The organism is Pseudomonas sp. TE3-3-F2023 (assembly GCF_036784815.1).
Classification (GTDB): domain Bacteria; phylum Pseudomonadota; class Gammaproteobacteria; order Pseudomonadales; family Pseudomonadaceae; genus Aquipseudomonas; species Aquipseudomonas pudica.
Map to the genome: position 1 here is coordinate 389,068 of NZ_CP145113.1, position 18,653 is coordinate 407,720.

Genomic DNA, 18,653 nt, shown 5'->3' on the forward strand with positions numbered 1-18,653 from the left:
GGGAATTGGTTGCCGGCCGCGTGCTTACGGCCTTGAACATCGCCGGCTTCTTCGTGCCGGGGCTTGGCGAGGCAATGCTTGCCGTTTGCCTGGCCCAACTGGCCCATGAGGTGTATGAAGGGATCGACGCCTGGGAAAACGACGAGCGTGATACTGCCTATGGCTATCTGATCGATGTGGTCGAAAACGTGGCCGTCATGGCCGCCCTCGCCGCAGCAGCCAGGGCATTGAGGGGCTCACGGGGCAGCGAAAGCGGCACGGCGCTGGAAGGGCCGGAGACAGAAGAGCGAGCGGGCGCGGAGCCAGAGATAGCCCGTATTCCTGTAGAAACGCCTTCATTCATCGAAGAACTGGAAAGCGTGGAAACAGCCGATGGTCAGATACGGTTGTGGAAACCCGACCTGACGCCCTACCAGAGCTCCGAAATGCTGCCCAATGACCTGGTACCGGACGAACTGGGCCTGCGGCTTCACCAAGGGAAACGCTGGCTGGTACTTCAGGGCAATCAGTACATCGTCAGCCAAGCGCCAACGACAGGTGAATATCGTTTGCAACACCCTGCAAGTCCTCGCCGTTACCAGCCGCCAATGCGGCACAACGGTGCCGGAGCATGGTTGCACGTTACGGATAAGCCACTGAGCTGGTCGGGCATGACACTCCTGCGCCGCATCGGCCACTTGAGTGCGCACTTCGATGAGCCGACGCTGCAGCAGATTGTCACCATCAGTGGCGTACACGAAGACGAGCTGCGCCGAACCTTGGCCGAAAGCCGGCGGCTGCCGGCCTTGCTGGAAGACACCCTGCAACGCTTCAAGCTGGACGAAACAATCCGCCAGCTAGCAGACGAGAGCACTCGGCCAGCTGAGTTTTACAGGGCCTACGCCGGCCTTTCGCGCAACCTGGCACCGGGCGCCGAGGCGATCCAGAGAGCGTATCCGAAATTGCCGCCAGCAGTCGCCGATGAGCTGGCGCGCGAGGCCAGTGCCAACGAACTGAAGATGCTCGACAACGGCAAGGTACCCATACGCCTTGCCGAGGAAGTGCGCATCTACCAGCAACAAATTCGCCTTGCCCGCGCCCGCGAAGGGCTGTACCTGTCCAGCGTGCCGAACTGGGATAGCGACCTGTTGATCATGCATACGCTAGAACGCTTGCCAGGCTGGCCTGCGCAGACCAGGCTCCGGCTGCTCCAGCGCATGTTCTGGCCGACCCAGGATCATGCCATAGGCACGCCTGACACCTACCCAGTCAAGACCATCACCCATGCCCAAACAGGGTACATCGTCCACGACCATAGTCTGCCCAGTGCGGTGATCAAGGTGCATCCAAGCCTTTTCGCTGCATTGTACGAGGCACTACCAGCGGCCATGGCAAGCATGGACGTCACCGATCAGCAAGCGCTGCAGCGCCTTGTACAGGAAAGCCCGTTGCCGCCCCGCCCGGCCTTGAGGATGCTACTGGGCATGCAGCCCGTACGCCCTGGCTACCGTTCCCCCATGCGCCTGGCCGATGGCCGCCTGGGCTACCCGCTCAGTGGAGGCGGCCCGGCCACCCATGGCATCACCCGCCAGCGCCTGCTGGAAGCTATCGAAGCCACAGGGCTCGCCGCACGTACCGGCCGCTCAGCGGATCAGATTCTGCTGGCACTTGCCAGCCGCGGCCGTACGCAACTGCAGATACTCGAACATTTGCAGACACTGCTGGAGCAGCGGCAGGAGCTGCAAAGCAGCCTTGACGATTGGAGCGAAGCCATTTCGCCGGCAACCGACCAGGCAGCACACGACTACGACAGCCTGCGTGACTCGATCATGCAACATTGGTACGACACTGCTCTGGACGAGAGCAGCGGGCCCACCACCGAACTGCGTATTGCCCGCGTCCCCCTTGCCGACGTGCCGCTCACCTTGCCCGCCTTTTTCAATTCACGCGTGCGCAGCCTGAGCCTGATCGACCTGCCGTCTGGGTCCTTGGCGGGTTGGGCGCAGAACGAGCGCCTGCTGCAACGCCTGCTCAGGCAGATGCCACAGATCGAGTCGCTGGAAATCAGCCGTTCGTTTGACCCCAGGGCAACGCCCTCACCCTTCCTGTTCAGCGTGCCCACCATCACCGAGTGCCTGCCAGGGTTGCAACGACTGGTGCTCACCAACCAGAACATGACGCTCTCCGAAAGCGACCTGAACCTGCTGTCAGGGCTTCGCCAATTGAGATACCTCGACCTGAGTGGTAACCGGCTGGCGCAGAGCAACAGGCCAAGCTTCCATGAATTGACCCTGGATTACCTGGGCCTGGACCAGATGCAATTGGCCCAATGGCCGATCGGGATTGGCAGCGACGCCCTGGCGCGCATTGCCCATCTCTCATTGCGCCACAACAATCTCAGGTCGTTGCCCTCGTTCCTGCTTCATGAAGCAGACATGCTGACCACCCCACCGGTGATCTCGCTGGAAGGCAACAGCATCAATGAAACCCACCTGCAGCGCTTGTTGCTGAATGACCGCATCGACATCTCGGGTATCACCACTGACCAGCCAGCAGCACTTTCCGAACAGCTCACACGCATTCGCGATGAGCGACGGCAGATGCGCGATGCGATCGATGGCTGGGCCCAGGCATCCAGCTCGAGCAACCCATTGACCCAGGCCGCGCTGGCGGACAGGCAACGCATCGCGTCGGCGATCGGTCAATTCTGGGAACAACAGGAGCAGGGCCAGTCATACCTGCGCCTGCAACTCGAGGATGTGGCCATCGAGCATTTCCCCAGGCGGCTTCCAGCGTTCTTCGGCGCCCGGGTGCGTGCACTAAGCCTGACGCGGTTGCGGGGCAGCACCTCGCAGCTCGATGAACTACTCAGCCGGTTCCCCAACATCAGCCGGTTGACCATCGATGAACACCAGGCCGCCATGCCCTCGCTGGCATCTGCCCTGGTTCGCCTTCCCCGACTTACCTACCTGGAGTTTCGCAACATGGGGCTGGAGGTCGACCAGGCCATGATGGACATTTTCGCAGGGCTGCGAAACCTGACCTCGCTGGACCTGTCGGGCAACCGTGTAGGCAACATCGACCGGGTACCCGCATCATTGGCCAGCAACCTGCAGTCACTCGCATTGACCAACATGAACCTGCAAGCCTGGCCCAGCTGGTGTGACAGCTTGCTGCCACTGGAACTTCTGGACCTGAGCTCGAACAACATCACCCAGTTGCCCGAGCACATCCTGTCGAACCTGAACAATCCCATGCCGATCTCGTCGATCGCCTTGTTCGACAACCCGCTGCCTCTTGAAACCATCCTGCGGGTACGCACCTTCTCGGACAGTCAGCACAGCTATTCCTTTGCCCTGGATATCCCCGACGACCTGATGTTCGCCGATTCTTCCAGCGAAGGATCTCTCGACCATCCTCACTTCCCACTGCTGGGAGATGATACGCCCAGGCTGGAACACTGGATGCTGGGTAGCGAGGCGCAGAATGCCGCATTGCAGGACTGCTGGGAGCAGCTCGAAGGCAGTGACCTATTGCGTCTGACGGGCCGCTTGCACAATGCCGCCCCATACGTTGACCCAAATACGCGAGCCACCTTCTGCGAACGGGTGCGCTTGATGCTGGTGGTGGCTGCAAGCAACGAAACCGAGCGCCCGATCATGGAGAGCATCGCCGCAGCGGCATTGCCAGACCCGATAACCGGCTCGCAGACCTGCCATGACGGAGCGCTGCAGGAGTTCAACAATATTGAACTGTACCTGATGAGCCAACGCCTGTTGGTCGACGCCGGCGATTCCCTGCAAGCATTGCGTCGTCGCCTGTTGCAGCTTTTCCGGATCGAACAGCTGGAGCTGCTAGCCAACCAACGGACCGGCTCGGGTGACCGGGTTTCGGTACGCCTGGCCTACCGCCGGGAACTGGCCAGGGAACTGGACCTGCCGATTGCCGACAGCATGCGTTTTCGAGGTGCTGCGAACCTGGCGCACGATGAGCTATCCAGTGTGCTGGAAAAGGTCCGGAAAAGTGAACTGAGCGATGCACTGGTCGACTACATGCTGGCAAATACGGACTGGACCACGCGTCTGCGAGCCGAGTGTGCCGACCGCTTCGCCGAAATAGACGCACGTTTCCGTCTGCGGGTGCTCGAGCTGGCCAGCCAGGACCACTCGCTTCAGGACGAGTTGAACTTGCAGCAAGGCCTGCAAGATGACAAGGATCAGGAAGAGAGGGAGCTACTGCGCGAACTCACCATCAAGCAGATCAACAACAACTGACCCGTAGTGACTGGCGACGCGCATGACCTGCATCGCGTCGCCCATTTAATGGCCGAACCTTACCACCGATATCTCGCCTCCCCCCATTCCATCAGCGCCTGCGCTGATACGGGAGCTACCCCTTCCGAGCAACTCCGATCACTGGCCGCGAGTTTGCAAACAACTATCTAACACCTCCGGCCCCACCAAGGCGCCAAAACTTTCGCAAGCCACAGCTCGAATGAAACCTGTGGCGACCTTGATCAGCAAGATTCGGAGATGTTCATGCGAAAGCTTTCCCAAGCACCCACGGTGTCCACTCGCCACGTTGAAATCGTCCGGGCCAGGCTTCCAGAATGGGTGAGCGACCTCTCCGCGGACGAGGCCGGCGCGTTGAAAACATTCAGCTCCTCGCTGTGGGATTGGTTCGACCGGTCCAACCGCTCTCATCCAGACATCATCAAAGAGTTGCTGCACGACTATGCTGCTTATCGCAAGAGCACGGGCCCGCTGGCGGCTACCGTCGCAACCCTCCCAACCGTTGAGGAGTACGCGGCACCACTACTGACAGCTGCGATCAAGGCACGCTTCCGTATCGACCTTGATGTTCGCACAACCTATCTGAATGACGCCCGCCTATGGTCCTCGCATGCCACGCATATCGACGTGGCGAGCTATCCGACCGATATTCGCAAGCCGGTGCTACGTACCGACTACAGAACACTGTTGACCGCAGCGTTGCAAAACTTCAGCCCTAGCGAAACTGCCTTGGGTGCGCTGGACTTTGATCGGCGTATCCGGGCCAAGATCGCTACGGGTCCGTCCCGTGATAAACGCACGCTTTACGACATGGAGCCTGCACATTTCGCTGCGCTTTGCCGCGACCTCGATTTGGGACAAGGCTATCAAGACCTGATTGACTCGACGTTGGCGGATACGCAGCAGCAGCGGACGGCAGAGCGTTCAGCATTACTTGTCGAAGCTCACATGGCGTACCTCAAAGGGGATGTGAGTGAGGTATTCTACGAGCGGATAAAAGCGACCGCTGCCGGGCAGACGCCTGACGATGGCGCTGCCAACCTGACCGCTTACGCGCTTCGGCTCTGGGATACACCTCTTAACGGCGTGCTGGTTTTGAGCGACGATCTGGACAACGTCGAACGCACCCTGCCCGTGGTCGTCCATATCCCCGGCGACCCGGTGGCCCCGCTGAAAGAGTATCCATCATCGACCGCTTTTACCCATGCGCTGGTAAAACGGCTTGAACAGATGAATTACCTGGATTTCTTCCAGCGTTTCTTCCCGGCAAGGCACCGGGCCAAGTTGCGCGAAAAGGTCGTTGCCAGTATTTACCCCTATGGCTGGAGCCCGAAGGCCAACCTTTTGATACGTCAGCGCAGCACCAACCCTTCATTGCATCTACGTGCCAGCAAGCTCCCCGGGTCACCACTGGATGAAATGGTGAAGAGGAAAGTGGCCTCGGTGAAAGACGATGCCTTGTTCCATGCGGTACCCACTCGCCTGAAGAACCAACAAGCATTTGATGAGCGCATTCATCACTATCTGGCATTGGGCCTCGGTGCCCTCAATGCAGCTGCGTTCATCGTGCCGGTCGTTGGCCAGGCGATGGCTGTGGTCAATGTCATACAACTCGCATCCGAAACCTTCGATGGCATCCAGGCCTGGTCCCGCGGTGAGCAGGAACAGGCCTGGAGCTACCTGACGGATGTGATAGAGAACATAGCCTTGATCGGCGCGCTGGGGGCGGAGGGCCAAAGCAGTGTGCCTGCCAGAGAAATCATCCCCGTGGAAACTCCTTCCTTCATTACCGAACTGGAGCCGGTGACCTTGCCAGATGGACAGGAGCGTTTATGGAAACCAGACATGACGCCCTATGCCCACGACATCGTTCTGCCTCCTGGCCTGCAACCAGACCAATACGGCATCTATCACTATCAGGACAAAGCATGGGTCGCCATCGAGGACAAATATTTTGCGGTCACCCACAACCGGAATGGCGCCGACTATCGAGCCCGGCACGCCACTCTGATCGGGACCTACGAGCCCAAGCTGCGTCATAACGGGTTTGGCACTTGGCAACATGAACTGGACCGCCCTCTGCAGTGGCAGGGAGCCAAGCTGGTAAAACGTCTGGGACCCGACTTCTGGCGGCTGGATGAGCAAACCGCACAGCGGCTGTTGCGCATAAGTGACACCCACGAAACCGTACTTCGCCGCGCCTTGAGCGAAAACGACCGACCGCCGGCGCTGCTGGAGGACGCCAGGCGACGCTTCGCAGCGGATGAGCAAGCTTGCCAGGCTTACCCGGCAAGCGAAGCGTCAGCCCGGGCCGAGGCGTTCGAAAACTACTACCTGGAACTGTCCAGCACGGACGACCCAGCGGCGCTAGCCTTACAGCAGCACTATCCTCGGCTGCCGGCGGTCATTGCCGAAGAGCTTGGTTTTCACGCCAATGCCGAGGAGCTGAACCAGCTCGCCCAAGGCCGGGTACCTCAACGCCTTGCCGAGGAAGTCAGGGTCTATCAACAGGAGGTGCGCCTGGCTCGCGCCTATGAAAAGCTGTATCTGCAAACCCCGGCCTACAACCCGGATAGCGACAAACTGATCTTCCACAGCCTCGCTCGGATTACCGGCTGGTCAGATCAGCTACGTCTGGAAATACGCGATCGCTGGTACGGCGGTGCATTGATCGACAGCATCGGACAACCCAATGCGCCCACCCGGAAAATCCTCGTGCTAGAGGCCCCCCTGTACCAAGCCCATGATGACCAAGGTCTTCACCTGCATGGCGCTGACGAGCTCTATGCATCAGTACTGCACGCGTTGCCTGACGACATGCGTACCGCACTGGGTTTCCCCGGCACTTGGCAAAGCCAGGACCTGAAAGCGGCAATAGAACACAACTTGATGCCACGTCATGGCTTGCGCAAGCTACTGGGCATGCAACCGACACATCCTTCCCGCGTACCACCCATGCGCCTGGCTGGGGGCCGTATCGGCTATGCCTTGAGCGGCAGGGGCGCGCTAAGCGGCTTCATTGCACGGGAAACGCTGCTCGACTTGATATTGACGCTGCAGCTGGGTCCAGGCCTGGACCTGGAGCCTGAGAACATACTCAGGGCACTGGAAGCAAACTACGACCGCCAAAGCATTCTGGACAGGCTGCGGCAACTTCTGGACGAGCGCAGCCAGCTGGCCCTAGCCTTGGATACATGGGGGGCAGGCTCGGCGCATTCATTGGACCCGCAAGCCGAAGCACCAGGTCGAGCGAGGTTGGTAGAGGCAATCTGGCAAGCATGGTTGGATACCGCATTGGCCGACGTAATGGAGACCCCGTCTACCCTGTGGCTACAAGAGATATGGCCTACATTGTTACCTACCCAATTGCCTGCTTTCCTCACTCGGCGGATCAGGCAACTTCGCATCCAGACAACGACCCCGACGGCCAATGAGTTTGTCCGCGCTCATGAAACGATGGTCGCTTTCCTAGAACAATTCAGCGACCTGAGGGTACTGGAGCTGACCACTGCGGACCACACTCCCAGTAATGTGAGCCTCCCCCTGCTGCCTACACTTTTCAGCCGCTTTCCCAATTTGCAAGAGCTTCGCCTGATCAACCAGAGCCTGGTGATCGGCACATGGGAGATTCAAAGACTTCGGGAGATGCCACACCTTGAAGTTCTGGACCTGTCCGGCAACCTTGTACCAGATTCCGCAAACCTTGAGCGTTTACTACAGATGCATTTGCGTTACCTCGGCCTCGATCGTATAGCGCTACGCCAATGGCCCACCTGGATCACGCCCACCAATCTGGAAGGCGTGGAGGTACTCTCACTGAGAGAAAACAACATCACCAATATCCCGGGTGACCTTTTCAGTCAACCCAGTCTCCATGCTGCCCGGACGCGGATCAATCTGCATGGCAACGTTCTGACGGATCGAACCATTCGCAGGATCCTGCTTGACTGGAACCACCCGGGATACCCACTGTGGTTTGAATTGGATGTGCCGCAAGGGCTGCAAACTCAAATAGAGCATCTGCAAACCGAACGCTCCGAACTGAATGCTGTCATCGAGCAATGGACTTACGGCCAAGCTTCGTCCTCCGCACAAGCGGCGGACCGGCAACATATAGGCGAATGCATCATGAATGCCTGGCGCCGCCAAGCCGAAGGGGACAACTTTTCAGCAATGGAGCTCAGGAATGTCGGCCTCGAACATTTTCCTGAACGATTGCCAGCATTTTTCTGCAATCGCCTGCGCAGCCTGCAGCTTGACCGAGTAACTTTCTGGCAGCCCCAGCTGGACAATTTCTTGATGCGCTTTCCTAACCTGGAGGCGCTGAGAATGCATGGTCATGTCTACCCGTTACAGGCAGTCCCGAATGCCTTGCTGCGGTTGGAACAGCTTCGAACTGTGGTACTGGTAGACCAAGGTCTTCTGGTGGATCAGCAGGCCATGACGTTACTCGGCCAAATCCGCCAACTGGACACACTTGAACTCAGCGGCAATACCATTGGCCAGATCACAGATCATTCAACTTTGCCGCGGCACTTGAGCATGCTGCACCTGGATAACACAGGTTTGGTCGCCTGGCCCGAATGGGTCGAATCTATGATGCCAATCAGCGTTCTGGACCTGGACCACAACCAGATCAGCACGTTGCCTGCGCATGTTCTCGAAAATCCGCGCGACGACGGCATTCATACTGAAATTTCGCTGATGGGCAACCCGTTGAATCGGGAAACCATGATCAGTGCACATACCTCCGAGGGCTATCACCGACGCTTTTCTTTCAATATGGACTTGCCGCCTGATATCGAGGCAATGTCCCCTAACGTCCACTCCGACTCCAACAGCAGCTCCGTGGCATCCAGTGGGCATGTACATTCACCGGCACCCTTGGAGCAAGAAGTACCTTCCGTTGATCATTGGTTATCGACACAGGATGGCCAGGCGAGCACTCGGAGAACTGTCTGGGCCAGGCTGGAACAACAAGACCCCAATAACAACCTGCTGCGCCTGGTACAGCGGTTGACACACTCTGCGCCCTATCGCAACACTACCCTGCGCCCCGAATTAGTTCAGCGCGTGTGGGCGGTGATAGAGGCAGCGGACCGTGATGATGGCCTGCGAGCCTTGTTCAACGGGATAGCACAAGATGCATTACCCCAAGCTGACGGCAACCAGACTTGTGCCGATGGCGCGCTGCTGGTGTTCGTCCAGATTGAACAACAGATACTCCTGCAAAACATCCTTGGCGGACCGCCTGAGCATTATGGCGAAAACCTGCTCCGGTGGATGCGGAGCCAGTATCGTCTGCAGGCGCTTGATGAATACGCTGGCGCTCACCTTGTCGGGCGGGACGAAGCAGAGGTACGGCTGGCGTACCGCTTGCGCCTGAGTGCCGAACTTGACCTGCCGCTGCCCCCACGAGGCATGCTCTATGAAGGATCAGCTGACGTGGGTCAGCGCGAGCGGGAAGCCGTTGTCGAGTATGTACGCCAACGTGAAGACGGTGACGGCTGGCTCAGTTATGCGGCCGCGCAAGACCAATGGGTCCAATATCTGAGAAGTACGGATGAAGCGTACTTCCGCCAACAGAAAGAGGCCTATGAACTCAGTGTGCTCAACCTGCCTGACAGATACCCTGGCATGACCATCGAAGCACTACAACCTATGTACGATCAGCTCAAGCTCGACTATGACTCTCTGGTGCTCAGCCGCATTTATCAGCTGACCATTCAAAAGAGACGCGAGTTCTTGCACGACTGATCGGCGCAAAGCCCGGCAGCATTGTAGACGCTGTCGGGCTTTGGTAACTGCTCGCTTTCCATGCATGGCTGCTTGTCAGTCATTCCCCAGGTTGGCCGGGTTACCGACCATAACGCTGTTCCGCCCACGCCAGGCACGCCTGCAACAATCTCCGCAGCGCCTCCTGTGTCGGCCGTGCCAGGTCTTCGCGGTAATCGAACGGCTCGCTTTCTTCCATATACGTGCTCTGCGCCAGCTCCAGCTGCACCGCATGGATGTGATTGGCTGGGTTGCCGTAATGCCGGGTGATATGCCCGCCTTTGAAACGACCGTTGAGCACATGGCTGTAGCCCTGTGCCTGGGCACAAACACCTTGCAGGCGCTCGGCCAAATCCGGATCGCAGCTGGCGCCATTGAAGGTACCCAGGTTGAAGTCCGGCAGCTTGCCGTCGAACAGATGCGGGATCAGCGAACGGATCGAATGGGCGTCCCACAGCAGGGCGTAGCCGAATTCCTCGCGCAGCCGCGCCAGCTCACGACGAATCGTGTCGTGGTAGGGGCGCCAGATCTGCTCCAGATACTGCTTGCGTTCCTCGCCTGTCGGCACCAGCCCGTCCTTGAACAATGGCTCGCCATCGAACAGCGTGGCCGGGTACAGGCCAGTGGTGGCACCGGCGTACAGCGGCTTGTCGTCATCCGGGCGGTTCAGGTCGATGACGAAACGCGAATACTCCGCTGCCACGACACTGGCGCCCATCTCACGGGCGAAGTCATACAGCCGTGGAATATGCCAGTCGGTGTCCGGCAGGCTGCGCGCCTGGTCCACCAGACCGTCTCGTACAGCCGGCGAAAGTTTCAGGCCGGCATGGGGCATGCTGATCAGCAGCGGCAGGCGCCCCTGGTGAAAACTCAGTACCTTGTCCATCGTGCCTCACTCAGTTGGAAATCTCGTGGCCCTTGCGCACCACGCGCTTGGGCAGGTCGCCGCCCAGCCAATAGGCCAGGTCGGCGGGGCGTTCGATCTGCCAGGCGACGAAGTCGGCGACCTTGCCCACTTCCAGCGAGCCGTGGCTGTCACCCAGGCCCAGCGCCGTGGCGGCGTGCACGGTGACACCGGCCAGGGCTTCCTCTGGGGTCATGCGGAAGCAGGTGCAGCCCATGTTCAGCATCAACCTCAGCGACAACCCTGGCGAGGTGCCGGGGTTAAGGTCGCTGGCCAGGGCAATCTTCACGCCGTGGTGGCGCAAGGCGTCCATCGGTGGCAGCTGGGTTTCGCGCAGGAAGTAGAACGCGCCCGGCAGCAGCACGGCGACCGTGCCGGCTTTTGCCATGGCCATGGCGTCTTCCTCGGTCATGAATTCCAGATGGTCGGCCGACAGCGCGTGGTAGCGCGCCGCCAGGCTGGAACCGTGCAGCGACGACAACTGTTCGGCGTGCAGCTTGACCGGCAAGCCAAGCTCGCGCGCCTTGATGAACAGCCGCTCGACCTGGGTCGGGGAGAACGCCAGGTGTTCACAGAAGGCATCCACTGCGTCCACCAGGCCTTCAGCGGCCAGGGCCGGCAGCATTTCGTCGCAGATGTGCGCGATGTAGTCGTCAGCCCGGCCCACGTATTCCGGCGGCAGGGCATGGGCTGCCAGGCAGGTGGCGCGCACCGCCAGCGGCAACTCGTCGGCCAGGCGCCGGGCCACTCGCAGCATCTTGCGCTCGTTGGCAAGGTCCAGGCCATAGCCGGACTTGATCTCGATGGTGGTCACGCCATCGCGCATCAGCGCCTGGACCCGCTGGCGAGCACTGGCGAACAGCTCGTCCTCGCTGGCAGCGCGGGTGGCCCGCACGGTGCTGGCGATGCCGCCGCCCTGTGCGGCGATTTCGGCATAGCTAACGCCCTGCAGGCGCTGCTCGAACTCGCCGCTGCGATTGCCACCGAACACCGCGTGGGTGTGGCAGTCGATCAGCCCCGGGGTGACCCAGGCGTCGCCAAGGTCAACCGTACGCTCTGCCTCGACCGCCGCCAGCTCGACACGAGGGCCGATCCACTCGATCAGCCCGGCGTTGGTGACGATGGCCGCGTCTTCGATGGCCGAATAACGACCCCCGACCATGGTTGCTACATGGCAGTGCTGCCAGACGGTTCTCATACATTGACTCCTGTACTTAGCGGTGCAGCTCGGCCGGTTCCGCTACCGGTTCGCCTTGCCCTGCGCGCGGCTTGCACCACAGCAGGTAGGACGCCACCAGGAACACCACCCAGACCACGCCGACGAGCAATGCCGCCTGGGTATCCGGGAAGTAACCGAGCACACCAAAGATGAACACCATGAACGCAATGGCCATGGCCGGGCCGTAAGGCCAGAACGGCACCGGGAACTGCAGCTGGGCCACTTGTTCACTGCTCATGCTGCGGCGCATGGCCACTTGGGTGAGCAGGATCATCAGCCACACCCACACGGTGGCGAAGGTGGCGATCGAAGCGATCAGCAGGAACACATTTTCCGGGATCAGGTAGTTGAGCAGCACGCCGATCAGCAACGCAGCCCCCATCACCACCACGGTCATCCACGGCACGCCGTGCTTCGACAGCTTGCTGAAACCGCGCGGTGCATGGCCTTGCTGGGCCAGGCCGTACATCATGCGGCCGGCGCCGAAGATGTCGCTGTTGATGGCCGAGATCGCTGCGGAAATCACCACGATGTTCAGCACGGCGGCGGCAGAGCCGATGCCCAGGTTACTGAAGATTTGCACGAACGGGCTGCCCTGGCTGCCGATCTGCGGCCATGGGAACAGGCACATCAGCACGAACAGGGTGAGCACGTAGAACAGCAGGATGCGCAGGGGCACGGCGTTGATCGCCCTGGGGATGACCCGTTGCGGGTCCTTGGCCTCACCAGCGGTGACGCCGATGATCTCGATGCCGCCAAACGCGAACATCACCACTGCAAAGGAGGCAATCAGGCCACCCACGCCATTGGGCATGAAGCCGCCGTGCTCGAACAGGTTGCTGACACCCACGGCCTGCCCGGTGCCTACCTGACTGAAGCCAAAGGCCATGATGCCGAGGCCGGCCAGGATCATCGCCACGATGGCGCCGACCTTGAGCAGCGACAGCCAGAATTCCATTTCGCCAAAGACCTTGACGTTGCACAGGTTGAGGCCGCCGATCAGGAAGACGATGCCCAGCACCCAGATCCAGCGGGCCACTTCCGGGAACCAGAAGCCCATGTAGATACCGAAGGCGGTGACATCGGCGATGGCGACGATGACCATCTCGAAGGCGTAGGTCCAGCCGAGGATGAAGCCGGCCATGGGGCCGAGGTAGGTGCTTGCGTAGTGGCCGAACGAGCCGGCGACCGGGTTGTGCACGGCCATTTCGCCGAGGGCGCGCATGACCATGAATACGGCGGCGCCGCCGATCAGGTAGGCCAGCAACACGGCCGGGCCGGCCATCTGGATGGCCGAGGCGGAACCGTAGAACAGCCCGGTGCCGATGGCGGAGCCGAGGGCCATGAAACGGATGTGGCGGGCACTTAGCCCGCGTTTTAGACCTTGAGCTTGTTGCATGTCACGTCCTTGAATTGTTTTTGTGGTCGTGAGATCGAGGGGGCTGCCTTGCAGCCCTTTCGCAGCACAAGGCTGCTCCTACAAGGGAGCGCGTCGCCTTTGCAGGAGCAGCCTTGCGCTGCGAATGGGCCGCACAGCGACCCCTGGGGGCATTACAGGCTTGGCAGCACACCAGCCGGCAGCAGGCCGGTCAGGCGACCCTTGGCCAACAGTTCCACGGCCTTTTCGATGTCGGGCGCGAAGAAACGGTCACGGTCGTAGTGCGGCACTTCGCTGCGCAGCGCCTGGCGCGCCTGCTCCAGCTTGGCCGAGGTCTTCAGGCCCTTGCGCAGGTCCAGACCCTGGCAGGCGCCCAGCCATTCGATGGCCAGCACGCCACGGGTGTTTTCGGCCATTTCCCACAGACGCTTGCCGGCAGCCGGGGCCATCGACACGTGGTCTTCCTGGTTGGCCGAGGTCGGCAGGCTGTCCACACTGTGCGGGTGCGACAGGGCCTTGTTCTCGCTGGCCAGGGCAGCAGCGGTGACCTGGGCGATCATGAAGCCCGAGTTGACCCCACCGTTCTCCACCAGGAACGGCGGCAGCTGGGACATGTGCTTGTCCATCATCAGCGAGATACGGCGCTCGCTGAGCGAACCGATTTCGGCAATCGCCAGCGCGATGTTGTCGGCGGCCATGGCCACCGGCTCGGCGTGGAAGTTACCACCGGAAATCACATCACCTTCGGCAGCGAACACCAGTGGGTTGTCCGACACCGCGTTGGCTTCGGTGCCCAGTACCTCGGCGGCCTGGCGCAACTGGGTCAGGCAGGCGCCCATGACCTGCGGCTGGCAGCGCAGCGAGTACGGGTCCTGGACCTTGTCGCAGTTCTTGTGCGACAGCGACACTTCGCTGGAGTCACCCAGCAGGTCACGGAAGCAGGCAGCAGTGTCGATCTGGCCACGCTGGCCGCGCACTTCGTGGATGCGCGCATCGAACGGCGAGCGCGAGCCCAGTGCGGCTTCGACGCTCAGGCCGCCACAGGCGATGGCAGCGGCGTACAGGTCTTCGCCCTGGAACAGGCCACGCAGGGCATAGGCGGTGGACGCCTGGGTGCCGTTGAGCAGGGCCAGGCCCTCCTTGGCGGCCAGCGTCAGCGGCTCGAGGCCGGCCACGGCCAGGGCTTCGGTGGCTGGCAGCCACTGGCCCTTGTAGCGGGCCTTGCCTTCACCCAGCAGCACCAGCGACATGTGCGCCAGCGGGGCGAGGTCACCGGAAGCGCCCACCGAACCCTTCAGCGGGATGTGCGGGTAGACTTCGGCGTTGACCAGGGCGATCAGCGCGTCGATGACTTTGCGACGGATACCGGAGAAGCCACGGCTGAGGCTGTTGATCTTCAGCACCATGATCAGCCGCACCAGGTCGTCATCCAGCGGCGCGCCGACACCGGCGGCGTGGGACAGCACCAGCGAGCGCTGCAGGTTTTCCAGGTCATGGCTGGCGATGCGGGTCGAGGCCAGCAGGCCGAAACCGGTGTTGATGCCGTAGGCAGTACGGTCTTCGGCAATGATCTGCTCGACGCAGGCAACGCTGGCGTCGATGGCTGGCGCGGCGCTGGCGTCCAGTTGCAGGCGCACGGGCGCGGCATGGATGGCGCGCAGTTGGGCCAGGGTCAGGGTGCCGGGCTTGAGGGTCAATTCGGTCACTTCACTACTCCAATCGCGTGGAGCCGCAGGCCCGTTTGCAGGTGCCTGCGTGCTCCTTCTTGTTGTTCAGTATCACCCCTGGCGGGGTGCGATCCAAAGCGTGGCGATCAGCCAGTGATCATCGGCAGGTCCAGGCCCTGCTCCTTGGCGCACTCGATGGCGATGTCGTAACCGGCATCGGCATGACGCATTACACCGGTCCCTGGGTCGTTGGTCAGCACGCGTGCGATACGCTCGGCGGCTTCATCGGTACCGTCGCAGACGATGACCATGCCCGAGTGCTGGGAGAAGCCCATGCCCACACCACCACCGTGGTGCAGCGAAACCCAGGTAGCACCGCCGGCGGTGTTCAGCAGGGCGTTGAGCAGCGGCCAGTCGGAGACAGCGTCGGAACCGTCGCGCATGGCTTCGGTTTCACGGTTGGGGCTGGACACCGAACCGGAGTCCAGGTGGTCACGACCGATCACGATCGGTGCCGACAGCTCGCCGCTGCGTACCATTTCGTTGAACGCCAGGCCCAGCTTGGCGCGCAGGCCCAGACCAACCCAGCAGATACGTGCCGGCAGGCCCTGGAAGCTGATGCGCTCGCGGGCCATGTCCAGCCAGCGGTGCAGATGGGCGTCGTCGGGGATCAGTTCCTTGACCTTCGCGTCGGTCTTGTAGATATCTTCGGCATCACCTGACAGCGCCGCCCAGCGGAACGGGCCGATGCCGCGGCAGAACAGCGGGCGGATGTAGGCCGGTACAAAGCCCGGGAAATCGAAGGCATTGGCCACGCCTTCTTCCTTGGCCATCTGGCGGATGTTGTTGCCGTAGTCGAAGGTCGGCACACCCTGCTTCTGGAAATCGAGCATGGCTTGCACGTGCACGGCCATCGACTGCTTGGCGGCCTTGACCACTGCAGCCGGCTCGGTCTGCGCGCGGTCGCGGTACTGTTCCCAGGTCCAGCCGGCTGGCAGGTAACCGTTCAGCGGGTCGTGGGCGCTGGTCTGGTCGGTGACCATGTCCGGGCGCACGCCACGCTTGACCAGCTCTGGCAGGATTTCGGCAGCGTTGCCGTGCAGGGCGATGGAGATGGCCTTGCCTTCGGCGGTGTACTTGGCGATGCGTGCCAGGGCGTCGTCGAGGTCAGTGGCCTGCTCGTCGACGTAACGGGTTTCCAGGCGGAAGTCGATGCGGCTCTGCTGGCATTCGATGTTCAGCGAGCAAGCACCGGCCAGGGTGGCGGCCAGTGGCTGGGCGCCGCCCATGCCGCCCAGGCCGGCGGTCAGTACCCACTTGCCTTTCAGGCTTCCACCGTAATGCTGGCGACCGGCTTCGACGAAGGTTTCATAGGTGCCCTGGACGATGCCCTGGCTGCCGATGTAGATCCAGCTGCCGGCGGTCATCTGGCCGTACATGGCCAGGCCCTTGGCGTCCAGTTCGTTGAAGTGTTCCCAGTTGGCCCAGTGCGGCACCAGGTTGGAGTTGGCGATCAGTACGCGCGGGGCGTTGCTGTGGGTCTTGAACACGCCGACCGGCTTGCCCGACTGCACCAGCAGGGTTTCATCGTCTTCCAGGCGGGTCAGGGTCTCGACGATCTTGTCGTAGCACGCCCAGTTACGGGCAGCGCGGCCGATACCGCCGTACACCACCAGTTCTTTCGGGTTTTCCGCGACCTGTGGATCGAGGTTGTTCATCAGCATGCGCAGTGGCGCTTCGGTCAGCCAGCTTTTGGCAGTCAGCTTGTTGCCACGTGGGGCACGGATTTCAACGTCACGGTATTTGTTGTTGTCGGTCACGGGAAAGGTCCTCTGCGGTCGTCCGCGGGCGGGTATGTCGTGGTAGATATACAAACACACCTTTACTTGTATGTACAAGCATGGACAACCAAAATAGTTGGACTTTTCCGCTGAGCGGTGCGGAAAACCAAGGGGCCGCTGCGCGACCCATTCGCAGCACAAGGCTGCTCCTGCAAGGGTTTGCGTTCCCCTGCAGGAGCAGCCTTGTGCTACGAATGGGCTGCGCAGCAGCCCCCGGCTATCTCAACGTGAAACGAGTTCGATCAGGCAGAACCGCCCCTGCACATCCAACCCCAACAACTGGTCATTGCCTTCCAAGCGCAGGCAGTCATACAACCCCAAGCGCTGCGTCTCACCCCCGGCGATGCCAACCTCGACCTGGCTGCTGGCAGCGAACAGCAACACCGTCGACGCCGAGCTGTACAAGCGGCTGGTGCCATCGAACCACTGCAACCGCGCCCGGTAGCGCTGCGGTGCATAGATCAGGTTGAAATCGCGGATCGCCCCGCCCAGCAGCTTGCAGCTAACCTGGCTCTCTCCACTGAAGGCGAAGGCATCGAACGGCAGCAATGGCCTGCTGGCCTGGCCGTCGACCAGCAGGCGCATGCCGTCACCCTGCAGCACGGTGATGATCCGCTGGTAGCCGGCGAAGGTAGAAAACCCGCCCGACTCCTCGATATCGGCAATCGACAGGCGCCAGCCAAAGCCTTCCAGGCCTTCGCCACTGTCGCGGGTGATCTCTTCGGTGAAACCGCCACCGTTCTTCCACGGCATGCGCGGGTAGCCCTGCGCACGCAACAACTGCAGCTGGCTCATTTACTGAAACGTCCTTCCAGGCGATGACGGGAACCGGGGTGGATCAGCCGCGCGGCGGTCACCGGCTGGCGGCCGGACCAGGTGCGACGGCGGATCAGCAGGCAGGGCTCGCCCCGCTCGATCTGCAACAGGCGGCATTCTTCCGGCTCGGCCAGGATTGCCTCGACCACGTGCTCACCCTCGGTCAGCGGCGCCACCTGCGACAGGTAGGCGTAAGGCGTCTGCCGGGTGAAGTCCTGCTTGAGGTAGTCGGGGGCAATCGCCGCATTGACGTAGCGGTCCTCGATCTGCACCGGCACGCCGTTCTCGAAATGCACGATCAGCGAGTGGAACACCCGCTGGCCTTCGCGCATGTCCAGGGCCAGGGCCCGCTCGGAACCGGCCGCTTCCTCGGTGAGGGTGATTACCTGGCAGCTATGCTGGTGGCCACGCGCGGCAATTTCGTCGGCGATGTTGTTGACCTCGAACAGCGCCGAACGCCCCTTGGGCTCGGCAACGAAGGTACCGACCCCTTGCATGCGCACCAGCAGGCCTTCGGCGGTAAGTTCGCGCAGGGCGCGGTTGATGGTCATGCGGCTGAAGCCCAGCTGGCTGACCAATTCGCTCTCCGAGGGTACCCGGTGATGCGGTGGCCAGCTGCCGTTGTCGATCTGCTGGATGATCATCTGTTTGACCCGGGCGTACAGCGGAGCCGGGCCCTCGCCCATCTGGGCAACCAGCGCGGAGACAGGAGGTGTCGGCACGGCGTTGGATCCTTGTGCAAATGGAATGAGCGGTAGCTTGCCGCAGTTTACCCGGCAGGC

General features: G+C 61.4%; 9 protein-coding genes. 2 read left to right on the plus strand and 7 right to left on the minus strand.

All coding sequences use genetic code 11. The features are described 5' to 3' along the window. Positions 1-20 precede the first annotated feature (20 nt). Positions 21-4,253 (plus strand): NEL-type E3 ubiquitin ligase domain-containing protein, encoded by a 4,233-nt coding sequence (locus V3314_RS01765; RefSeq protein WP_338459861.1) that lies wholly within the window; start codon positions 21-23, stop codon positions 4,251-4,253. Between the two features lie 264 nt (positions 4,254-4,517). Then, the gene (locus tag V3314_RS01770) at positions 4,518-10,028 is read left to right on the plus strand and encodes a DUF6543 domain-containing protein (RefSeq protein ID WP_338459862.1); all 5,511 of its coding nucleotides are present in this window, start codon (positions 4,518-4,520) and stop codon (positions 10,026-10,028) included. A 100-nt stretch (positions 10,029-10,128) separates the two neighbouring features. Here V3314_RS01770 and hutG read toward each other — a convergent pair whose 3' ends face one another. From hutG to hutC, 7 genes are all read right to left on the minus strand, one after another. Further along, positions 10,129-10,932, minus strand: a complete 804-nt coding sequence (hutG, locus tag V3314_RS01775; protein ID WP_046613469.1) for an N-formylglutamate deformylase — start codon at positions 10,930-10,932, stop codon at positions 10,129-10,131. A 10-nt stretch (positions 10,933-10,942) separates the two neighbouring features. After that, positions 10,943-12,148 carry an imidazolonepropionase gene (hutI, locus tag V3314_RS01780; protein ID WP_046613470.1) on the minus strand — a complete coding sequence of 402 codons (1,206 nt, stop codon included), beginning with the start codon at positions 12,146-12,148 and terminating at the stop codon, positions 10,943-10,945. A 16-nt stretch (positions 12,149-12,164) separates the two neighbouring features. Then, positions 12,165-13,568, minus strand: coding sequence for an amino acid permease (locus V3314_RS01785; RefSeq protein ID WP_338459863.1), 1,404 nt, complete (start codon positions 13,566-13,568; stop codon positions 12,165-12,167). A gap of 152 nt (positions 13,569-13,720) precedes the next feature. Beyond that, a complete protein-coding gene (hutH, locus tag V3314_RS01790; RefSeq protein WP_338459864.1) occupies positions 13,721-15,253 on the minus strand; it encodes a histidine ammonia-lyase in 1,533 nt (510 codons plus the stop codon). Positions 15,254-15,360: 107 nt separating this feature from the next. Continuing rightward, positions 15,361-17,034 (minus strand): urocanate hydratase, encoded by a 1,674-nt coding sequence (gene hutU, locus V3314_RS01795; RefSeq protein ID WP_013974561.1) that lies wholly within the window; start codon positions 17,032-17,034, stop codon positions 15,361-15,363. 243 nt (positions 17,035-17,277) lie between these two features. Next, positions 17,278-17,850: a HutD family protein gene (locus tag V3314_RS01800; protein ID WP_196188485.1), complete on the minus strand. Its 573-nt coding sequence runs from the start codon at positions 17,848-17,850 to the stop codon at positions 17,278-17,280. Next, positions 17,847-18,557, minus strand: coding sequence for a histidine utilization repressor (hutC, locus tag V3314_RS01805; RefSeq protein WP_153671434.1), 711 nt, complete (start codon positions 18,555-18,557; stop codon positions 17,847-17,849). The genes V3314_RS01800 and hutC overlap by 4 nt, the downstream gene beginning before the upstream one ends. Between the last annotated feature and the right edge of the window lie 96 nt (positions 18,558-18,653).

Bases quoted from the DNA above. Each gene is read 5' to 3' on its own strand.
- V3314_RS01770 (WP_338459862.1), top strand. From the start codon at position 4,518: ATGCGAAAGCTTTCCCAAGCACCCACGGTGTCCACTCGCCACGTTGAA.
- hutC (WP_153671434.1), bottom strand. From the start codon at position 18,557: ATGGGCGAGGGCCCGGCTCCGCTGTACGCCCGGGTCAAACAGATGATC.
- V3314_RS01785 (WP_338459863.1), bottom strand. From the start codon at position 13,568: ATGCAACAAGCTCAAGGTCTAAAACGCGGGCTAAGTGCCCGCCACATC.
- V3314_RS01800 (WP_196188485.1), bottom strand. From the start codon at position 17,850: ATGAGCCAGCTGCAGTTGTTGCGTGCGCAGGGCTACCCGCGCATGCCG.
- hutI (WP_046613470.1), bottom strand. From the start codon at position 12,148: ATGAGAACCGTCTGGCAGCACTGCCATGTAGCAACCATGGTCGGGGGT.
- hutG (WP_046613469.1), bottom strand. From the start codon at position 10,932: ATGGACAAGGTACTGAGTTTTCACCAGGGGCGCCTGCCGCTGCTGATC.